1 protein-coding gene is annotated in these 317 nt (G+C 42.9%); it reads left to right on the forward strand.

The features are described from left to right. Positions 1–317: hypothetical protein (locus tag B0E34_RS22705; protein ID WP_503327687.1), on the forward strand; the 317-nt coding region annotated here is incomplete at both ends.

Below are 317 nucleotides of genomic sequence, written 5' to 3' on the forward strand. Positions count from 1 at the left end.
TGGCGAGAGTTACCCCTAATTCAATCAGTATCAAAGACCCAACCAACGAAAATGGGCGAAATATCCGCCTAAAAGGGGAAATTTATGCAGACGCTTTCAGATTTAGCCAAAACTATTCAACAGAAAACGAGCGAGCGAGCCGAGAATACCGAGCAAATCGTACAGAACGAATTGCAGAAACTGGAACAATTCTTACAGCAGAGATTGAGAGAAAGCGAGCATTCAATCGCAAACTCTATTATCAACCACCAAAAGAGTCTGCAAGCGAAATTAAACACCGCCCTAGCGTTCAAGAATTGGCTCATGATAACCATAGG

This window comes from Chryseobacterium mucoviscidosis (assembly GCF_002177115.1).
Lineage (GTDB): Bacteria > Bacteroidota > Bacteroidia > Flavobacteriales > Weeksellaceae > Chryseobacterium > Chryseobacterium mucoviscidosis.